Here is a 9,608-nt window from a genome sequence, read left to right as displayed (position 1 = left end):
TGCCTAGACAGCAAGCGGCTGACAAAATTAGCCAATTATCGACAGCGTTTGAGCTGCGCTTACCCAGGTAAATAGTGTAATAAAACTTAATAAATTATCCTGATTGATGACTTGACAAGAAAAATTATTACTGTAAAATTGCAGGAAAGAATGTAGTTACTCGAAGGAGTTTCAGTCAAATGATTAATACTCGGTTAAAACCCGTCACTACGGGTCTCATTGGTGCTGTAGGTTTGGGGGTTGCTTTATTAGGGATGCCAGAAGCGGCGAAAGCTGCAACAGTAGTGGCAGGAACAGATTATCTTAGTTCACCTGCAGGCTCTAACTTTGTGACTATTGATGGATTGGGAACAGTCCAATTAAAAGGACTACCCTTTGGCCCTGGTAACACTGATACTACTGTTGAACGGCAAGCTGACTGTGTTTTTAATGCGGGTACTTGTAATATTCCTATTGAGATGACCAATCTCTCTTTAATAAGCATTGACCCGGTAGCTATTAATGGTCAGTTAGTTGATCTGTTTGTTAAGATTGCCCCCGGAAGCAGGTCAACTGGGATAATGACAATCAATCAGGATCATACATTTAGCTCTGTTTTAAACTTAGATTGGCAAGTTCTAGCTGCTCCAGTAGGTAGTGGGATGCAAAATGCTATATGTGTGGCTGAAATTGCTGCATTGCCTGGGTTTGAAGCTGACTGTTCTTTGCTTACCCCAGATCAATTAACGGCTAGTGGAAGTTGGGGATCAACACCTCCTCCTGGTGCTGTAATTGTCAAAGGACCGGTCGGTGATCAAACAGCGAATCTTCATACAAATCTGGGTGCTGATCAGATGGACTTTTTCTTGATAGGTGATGTTGAACACAATCACAGAGACTATGCTGCTAACCATACAGTGAGACAAGCAAAGGTACCCGAACCTTCAACTGTATTAGGCTTAATTGCCGTGGGTTTAAGCTCAATAGTCGGATTTAAAGGCAAAAAAGAGCAAAAATAAGCCTTCGATCGCTTCTTTTTTACCAAGAAAAAGCCCCCAATTGGGGGCTGAGGAAGAATGTAGTTACTTGTTGGAGTATAGCAAATCATGTCGAGAATTGGCAAATATAGCTCGATTTTTGTTTATTGTTGCGGTAAAAACGCCTAACTGTAGCATTTGGGCAGATTACTTCATAAGTTGCAGTTCAGCTGGCTTGAGCGAGATTTCAGGTCAAACTTAAGTCAAATCTCGCCAATCTATCCCTAAATCTTGTAACTTCCGAGCCATCTTTTCTGCCACTTCTTCAGGGGTGGGAACAAGTTTACCTTCAGGGGTAAAAAAGCGTAATTGGCTGTCATGAATCCCTAAAAATAATTCTAACTGTTGACTCCATAACCAGCCCTGTTCATTCGCTGCAATTTCTTCGTATTTTCCTACCATCAACTGAAAACCCTTAAATTCTAAACTATTGGGATCAAACCAAAAATAGTTAGGAGTCCGGAAAGTTTCCTGATAAATTTCTTTCTTGAGACCTCGATCAGTTTCTGCCGTTGAATCAGACAAAATCTCGATGATGACATGGGGATATTTCCCCTCTTCTTCACACACTACCCAACTTTTACGCGGTTTTCTTGCTACTCCCAAAACCACAAAAAAATCAGGACCCCTAAAATATTCTGATTTACGTTGATTAGGGCTGTAATAAATAGTCAGATTACCAAAAGCATAGAAATCTTGGCGGTCTTTCCATAATAACTCTAGTGATTGGATCAAAAGCATCAATTGACGCAGATGTAACTCTGTTTCCATAGGGGGTTCATCACTCAGTAAATCACTTTTGGGAAAGATAATTTCCTTTAACGCATCTTCAACAATAACCATGACAACCACTCAATTATTTAATCTTCCCTATTTTAGCTCTTCAGTAGAGCGTTCTACTGTTTCCTATCAACCCAACCGTTTAGCAGGATTACGACGCTTTGCTATAGCGATTACCTTTCTCAATATTTTAGGTCATACTGTCCTCGGATTTGAACAATCTTGGGCGCAACCTCTGGTGGCTTTAGCAACAGGTTACAGCGTAGAATTATTATTAGAAAGCGTTGATGCTAGGGTAAATGGCTTTAAACCTAGATATTTAGGAAGTATCGGTCAGTTTGTCGATTTTCTGCTTTCTGCCCATATTACCTCATTAGCGATCGCTATGTTACTCTATGCTAATGAGCGTTTATTTCCGATTATGTTTGCAGTAGCGGTGGCTATCGGATCTAAAGCAATTTTTCGGTTAAAAGTGGCAGATAAAACCCGTCATTTTCTCAATCCTTCTAATTTTGGTATTAGCGTTACCTTACTCTTATTTCCCTGGATTGGCATCGCGCCCCCCTATCAGTTTACCGAGAATTTAAGCGGTTGGGCAGATTGGATTTTACCCGTCTTAATTGTTTGTACGGGAACGTTTTTAAATGCCCGTTTTACTCGTAAATTGCCTTTAATTGCGGGATGGTTAGGGGCTTTTATCTTACAAGCAATCCTTAGAAGTGCTATCTTTCACACAGCGTTAATCCCCGCCCTATTACCCATGACAGGGGTGGCTTTTGTCCTCTTTACTTTCTATATGGTAACGGATCCGGGAACAACACCGATTAACCCCCGTGAGCAGATAATTTTCGGGGCATCTGTAGCCGTTGCTTATGGCATTTTGATGTCCTTTCATGTTGTTTTTGGGATGTTTTTCGGATTGACGCTGGTGTGTTGTTTCAGAGGGTTGATATTAGCGGTTGAACCCCTGAAAGCAAAATTACCCCTAGTACAGGCTTCCGGCATTTTATCAAGTCCCTAACCAATATATTATGGGGTTTTTGTGGGCAAAGCCCACCCTACAGCTTTTAGCTACAAACTACAAATGAAAAGGGCGTAAGCCTTACGCCCCTACAGTAACATTCTCCTGGTCATTGACTATGAAAGCTTCTCCTCAAATTGCTATTGTTGGCATGGCTTGTCTTTATCCTGATGCCGATTCTCCACAGGAATTATGGGAAAATGTCCTGTCTCAGCGTCGGGCATTTCGTCGCTTTCCCTCAGAGCGATTATCGTTAAGTGACTACTATTCTCCCGATAAAAGCGCCCCCGATGTCATTTATTCGACTCAAGCTGCCGTTATTGAGGGCTATGAATTCGATCGCATTGCTTATAAAGTGGTGGGGAGTACCTTTCGTTCGGCTGATTTAGCCCACTGGTTAGCGTTAGATATTGCGTCTCAGGCGTTGAATGATGCGGGATTTCCCGGCGGAAAGGGGTTAAATAAAGAAACAACCGGGGTTTTACTGGGAAATACCCTCACAGGCGAGTTATCGCGGGCTAATACCCTAAGATTGCGTTGGCCCTATGTGCGTCATAGGGTAGAAGAACAATTATTAAAACAAGGATTATCGGACAAAGAACGGCAAATTTTCTTAAATGAATTAGAAAATCGCTTTAAAGAACCCTTTGAACCGATTGGAGAGGAGTCTTTAGCGGGAAATCTTGCGAATACGATAGCGGGGAGAATTTGTAATTATTTTGACTTAAAAGGGGGCGGATATATCGTCGATGGGGCTTGTAGTTCCTCTTTACTGGCAGTAGCGAATGGTTGTTCGGCTTTAGTAGCTGAAGATTTAGATATCGCTTTAGTCGGGGGTGTGGATATTAGTATGGACCCTTTTGAGTTGGTGGGTTTTGCCAAAACGGGGGCCTTAGCCTCTGGGGAGATGAAAGTGTATGATCAAGGGTCTAATGGGTTTATTCCAGGGGAAGGATGCGGTTTTCTGGTGTTAATGCGTCATGAGGATGCCCTAGCCCAAAATAAACGGATTTATGCTGTTATTCAGGGTTGGGGGATTTCTTCCGATGGCAAAGGGGGAATTACTCGCCCAGAAGTGGAAGGACAGTTATTGGCTTTAAATCGCGCCTATAAACGGGCTGAATTTACGGGAGATACTATAGCTTATTTTGAAGGCCATGGTACGGGAACGGCGGTGGGTGATGGAACCGAATTAGAAGTCTTATCTCGTATTCATCCAGATACGGTAAATAAAGCCGTTATTGGTTCAATTAAAGCGAATATTGGCCATACTAAGGCGGCGGCAGGGATAGCAGGGTTAATTAAGGCGACTATGGCGGTTCATCGTCAAATTTTACCACCAGTGACAGGATGCGATCGCCCTCAGGCTCGGTTAACCGAAGACAAGGCAAGGTTACAGGTATTAAAAGAGGGGCAAATCTGGCCAAATTCCTTACCTTTACGGGCAGCAGTGAGTGCCATGGGTTTTGGGGGCATTAACAGTCATATTATCATCGAGGGATTAAGTCAGATTCGTCGTCACACTTTAACGCCACAGGAACAAAAATTAATCCATTCTCCCCAAGATGCGGAGTTATTCCTATTGAGTGCAAATAGTCAAGAAGACTTACAAGCACAGGTTAATCGGTTATTAAATATTGTTCCTCGCATATCCCAGTCAGAAATGACGGATCTTGCCGTTGAATTAGCGAAAAAGGTAAATCCTCATTTACCCTATCGTCTGGCCATTATTGCATCTTCCCCCGATAGCTTAACCAATCACCTTGTAGGAGCGCAAGGCTTGCACTCGTTGATCCCCCCCGGTCAAAATTTAGATAATATCTTTACCAATAACGAAAAACAGATCAATAAAATAGGTTTTCTCTTTCCGGGGCAATCCGCACCGGTTTATCTTCATGGGGGACTCTGGGAAAGACGTTTTCCTGTGATTAAACAATTATATAACAAGGCTCAGTTAGCCAAGGGTAAGGATAACACGGTCACGAATATTGCTCAACCGGCGATCATTACGGCTTGCCTAGGGGGGTTACAACTCTTAGAAAACTTAAATATTAAAGCAGATTTAGCCATAGGACACAGTTTAGGGGAATTATGCGCTTTATTTTGGGCAAATGCCTATGATAAGACTCAATTAATTAATCTAGCTAAAATTCGCGGTCAAGCAATGGCACAACTGGGCCACCCAACAGGTAGAATGGCCAGCATTAACGCCGATGCAGAAACGGTTAAAAGTTTATTAAATGGACGTATCGTTGAGATTGCGGGATTAAATTCACCCTATCAGACAATAATCTCAGGAGAGGCATTAGGGATTAAGGATGTTGTTGAAAAAGCCCAAAATCAAGGCATTAAAACCGTTTATTTGCCTGTCTCCCACGCTTTCCATTCTCCCCTAGTGGCCCCGGCCGTGCAACCCTTAGAAGATTATTTACAAACTTATCCCTTAAATTCCCTGGAAAAAACGGTTATTTCTACCGTAACGGGCGAAAAATTGCCATTAAATACCGACTGGCGCTCGCTTTTGTTAGAACAAATCACCTCACCGGTGCGCTTCATCGATGCAGTCAAGTCAGCAGAGAAAGAGGTTGATTTATTCATTGAAGTGGGTTCCGGTTCGATATTAAGCCGTTTAGTGGCAGATATAACGGATATTCCCGTAATTTCTCTCGATAGCAGCAGTGAGTCTTTACAAGGGTTATTGAAAACGGTTGCAGTGATGTTTGTTAATGGTGTCAAGGTTAACTATCAAGGGTTATTTGAAGATAGATTTAGTCGTCCCTTTAATTTAGACTATCAACCCCATTTTATTGCCAATCCATGTGAGATTAAGGCAAAAGGCAAAAGTCAACAGGCAAAAGTAGAGAATATTGATCTTTTATTACCTAATCATAGCCAAAAACTCAAACCTGAAACCTCAAACCTCAAACCTGAAACCTCAAAAATTGAAGTTATTCGTCAATTGCTGGCACAAAAAACAGAATTACCCCTAGAAACCATTGAAAATCATCATCGCTTGCTGGCGGATCTGCACCTTAATTCTATCAGTGTCAGTCAATTAGTGATCGAAGCAGCGCGTCAGTTAGACTTATCTCCTCCCCATTCACCGACAGATTATGCCAATGCAACTATTCAGGATCTAGCAGCAGCTTTAGAAGAATTAGGCAAAAATAATCCCCAAATTCCTCAAGAATCAATCCCGATGGGTGTTGATAATTGGGTGCGTGCGTTTACGGTTGAATTAATCGAAAAACCGTTAATTAAATCAGATAAAAAGCAAATAAATCGAGAAAAAGCAGGAAATTGGCATATTATCGCCCATGCTGATCATCCTTTATTGCCTAACTTATCTGTTTTACAACCCACCTTAAAGCATGAGCAGGAAAAAGGGATCATTATTTGTTTAAAACCCTATCCTGATGAATCAGAAATCGATTTGCTTTTAAAAGTGGCAAAATTATCTATAAAAGAGAAAAAACCCTTGATTTTGATTCAACAAGGAGGAGGATATGCGTCCTTTGCGAGAACTTTTTATCTAGAAAATCGTCAAATTCCTACCTGTGTGATTGATATTCCTTTTCATCATCCCAATGCAGTTAATATCATTCTCTCAGAAATCACTGCAACCGATAGCTATACAGAAGTTTATTATGATGAAAACGGAAAACGGTTTGTTCGTCAATTAAACTTGTTAGGGTTAGAAAAAGATACCGATAACCCTAAGCAGAAAAAAGCCCTAAAAAGGTCAAATAAAAGCAAAATCAAGGAGCTTCTTTTGGTGACGGGGGGAGGGAGAGGTATTGCCTCAGAATGTGCCTTATCCTTAGCTAAAGAAAATAAAGCCACCTTAGCGATTTTAGGACGTTCTCAACCTGAAGATAACCGAGAATTAGCCGAAAATTTAGCAAGAATGAAGTCTGCAAACATCCAAGTTCATTATTATTCTTGTGATGTCAGTGATGCTGAGTCAGTTCAGCAAACTATCGCCGAAATTAAGACAAATTTAGGAGAAATTACGGGAATTTTACACGGTGCAGGGGTTAATACACCGAAATTAATTCAACATCTCGAACCAGAAGATTTTATAGCAACTTTAGCCCCAAAAGTCAAGGGTTTGCAACATATCTTAACGGGAATTAACCCCGATTCTCTCAACTATTTAATCACCTTCGGTTCAATTATTGCCGAGACTGGATTGAAAGGAGAAGCAGACTATGGGTTAGCCAATGAATGGTTAGGGAATATTGTAGCGGAATTTAGTCAAAAATACCCTAATTGTCGCTGTTTAAACCTAGAATGGTCGGTTTGGTCCGGTATTGGCATGGGAGAACGTTTAGGAACAGTTGAAAAGCTAAGAAATGAAGGTATTACCCCTATTTCTCCCGATATTGGCATTAAATACTTACATTTACTTTTAAATCAATCCCTACCCACTGCCTCTGTTATCATCGCCGGGCGTTTTGGTGAACCTCCGACTTTAAGCTTAAAACCGCAAGAATTATCTTTTTTACGCTTTTTAGAGACAAAGAAAGTTCATTACACGGGAATTGAACTGATTACTGAAGCAGAATTATCCTTAGACAATGATCCTTATTTACAAGATCATGTTTATCAAGGAGAATACATTTTCCCCGGTGTCTTGGGGTTAGAAGCGATCGCGCAGGTGGCCACTGCATTACTCCCCACCTTAGCAAGGAAGGAGGATCAAACCCTTAACAAGGGGGAAAACCAAGATCCCCCTTCCGTCCCCCTTAACAAGGGGGAAACTGGAGGATTAAGGTTTGAATCGGTTAAATTTAACCGTCCGATCGTGGTTTCTGCCGATCAACCCTTAAAGATACAAATTGCTACCTTAATCACCGATTCTGGAAAGGTTAAGGCCGTTATTCGCTGTGCCAATACAGGGTTTAGTATCGATCATTTTGAAGCCATCATCAGCCATTCTTCTGTGGGGGCGCCAGACTGTCGCCCAATGATCCCCCCTGTCCCCCTTAAAGAAGGAAAAAATAACCCTCAAATTAACCCAGATACGGACTTATATGGTCATTTATTGTTCCATAAAGCAAGATTTCAACGAATTAAGGGTTATTCTCATCTCAAAGCAACCGAATGTATTGCAGAAATTAAGATTGAGCAAAAAACTGCTTGGTTTAGTCGTTATTTACCTCAATCCCTGATTTTAGGCGATGCAGGGGCAAGAGATGCCGTTATCCATGCTTTACAAGCTTGTGTTCCCCATGCCACTATTTTACCCACTGGCATAGAACGCTTAACGGTATATTCTGTCAATTTAGGCGAAAATCAGTTTGTTTCAGCCAAAGAAAGACTGCATCAAGGAGATACCTTTGTCTATGATCTTGAGGTATTGGATGACGATGGCAATCTCTTAGAAGTGTGGCAAGGATTGGAATTAAAGGTGATTAAACACAGAAATCCTCAAGATCCCTGGATTCCAGCCCTTTTACCCTGTTATTTAGAACGAAAGATTAAGGAGGTGATGCCTAATGTCGATTTAACTTTAATTCTCGATCGGGATGCAACGGTAGAAAGACGAGTCAGAAGCGATCGCAGTTTAGGGATGTTAACCTCATCCCCTAGTGTAATTCAGCGTCGGGGGGATGGCAAGCCCGAATTAAGCGATAACGAGGCGGTTTCGGTGTCTCATGCGGAAGATTTAACCCTTGTGCTTAAGGGTGCGTCAGGATGCGATCTGGAACCGATTATCCCCCGTGATGTGCAGATGTGGCGCGATTTATTGGGGGAAAATTCCTTTAATTTAGCGGAGGTAATTAGTCAAGAGAATCATGAGGATTTTAATATGGCAGCGACTCGCATTTGGTCTGCTAAAGAAAGTATTAAGAAAGCGGGTTTGAGTCTCGATATCCCGTTAACTTTATCGTCTTTCTCTCAACAATTAACCCCTTTATCCCCTATTTTGTGGTTATCTTCAGGAAAGGATTTAATCATCACTTTACCTGTTTCTTTCCGAGAAATCAAGACAGCTTTCATCTTGGCAATATTTGTCCAAACAGTTCAGAAAAAATCGGACTTACTTCAGACAGAACCAGCAAAGGTTTTCTGATAAAACTTATCCAGTTTTACCCTTTTTTAAACCACAGGAGAACCAAATCATGACTACAGTTCGACAAATTCCCAACCAAAGAAACCCTATTCAACTGATTTCAAATATCATCCGTTCTTTCGTTTATGCGATGAATGGACGCTGGCATAAATTGGGGATGCAAATCTTTATGATAGTGACTATTGCCCACATCTCAGAACATATTATTCAAGCTTATCAATTGTGGGGTTTAGGATGGCCGAGACCAGAATGTTTAGGGTTATTAGGACTCTGGAAACCTTGGTTAATGCGCTCGGAATGGCTACACTATGGACACGCTCTTTTTATGTTATTAGGGTTAGCCATTTTTCGTCCTTCTTTTCATGGAAAAGCTCGTCTTTGGTGGGATTTGGCCTTAGGATTACAATTCTATCATCATTTTGAACACGCTTTACTCTTAGGACAGGCAATTATTGGTCAAAACTTATGGGATTCTCGCGTTCCTATTAGTATTGGACAAATTTGGTTTCCTCGGTTAGAACTGCATCTTTTCTATAACTTAATGGTTCTAATTCCCATGATGATTGCCATGTATTATCATCGTTTTCCACCTATGAATGAGGGGAGATTAGTTTAAATTTCAGCCAAAGTCAAAAAAAGTATTAAGAAAATGGGGGTAAATGAGTATTTACCCTATTCTTCTAGTTAATTGTGCTGAAAAGTTGTCTCTAGT

Annotated in this window: 5 protein-coding genes; 4 read left to right on the top strand and 1 reads right to left on the bottom strand. The window is 41.2% G+C overall.

The annotated features are described in order from the left end of the window. Positions 1-179: 179 nt before the first annotated feature. Positions 180-998 (top strand): PEP-CTERM sorting domain-containing protein, encoded by an 819-nt coding sequence (locus tag MICAI_RS18945; RefSeq protein ID WP_008205992.1) that lies wholly within the window; start codon positions 180-182, stop codon positions 996-998. 216 nt (positions 999-1,214) lie between these two features. Here the strand turns inward: MICAI_RS18945 and MICAI_RS18940 are convergent, their stop codons facing one another. Beyond that, positions 1,215-1,859, bottom strand: coding sequence for a Uma2 family endonuclease (locus MICAI_RS18940; protein ID WP_039900522.1), 645 nt, complete (start codon positions 1,857-1,859; stop codon positions 1,215-1,217). On the opposite strand from MICAI_RS18940, the gene MICAI_RS18935 reads away from it, so the two are divergent. The 3 genes from MICAI_RS18935 (at position 1,858) to MICAI_RS18925 (ending at position 9,512) form a co-directional block, all read left to right on the top strand. After that, positions 1,858-2,817 (top strand): hypothetical protein, encoded by a 960-nt coding sequence (locus MICAI_RS18935; protein WP_008205988.1) that lies wholly within the window; start codon positions 1,858-1,860, stop codon positions 2,815-2,817. The genes MICAI_RS18940 and MICAI_RS18935 overlap by 2 nt on opposite strands. A 118-nt stretch (positions 2,818-2,935) precedes the next feature. After that, positions 2,936-8,896, top strand: coding sequence for a type I polyketide synthase (locus MICAI_RS18930; RefSeq protein ID WP_008205986.1), 5,961 nt, complete (start codon positions 2,936-2,938; stop codon positions 8,894-8,896). Between the two features lie 49 nt (positions 8,897-8,945). After that, a complete protein-coding gene (locus tag MICAI_RS18925) occupies positions 8,946-9,512 on the top strand; it encodes a hypothetical protein (protein ID WP_002762574.1) in 567 nt (188 codons plus the stop codon). Positions 9,513-9,608: the final 96 nt, after the last annotated feature.

Origin of the sequence: Microcystis sp. T1-4 (assembly GCF_000297435.1) — a bacterium.
Taxonomy (GTDB): domain Bacteria; phylum Cyanobacteriota; class Cyanobacteriia; order Cyanobacteriales; family Microcystaceae; genus Microcystis.
Note: the sequence above shows the minus strand (reverse complement) of the source record. Positions and strands in the feature narration are given on the sequence as shown.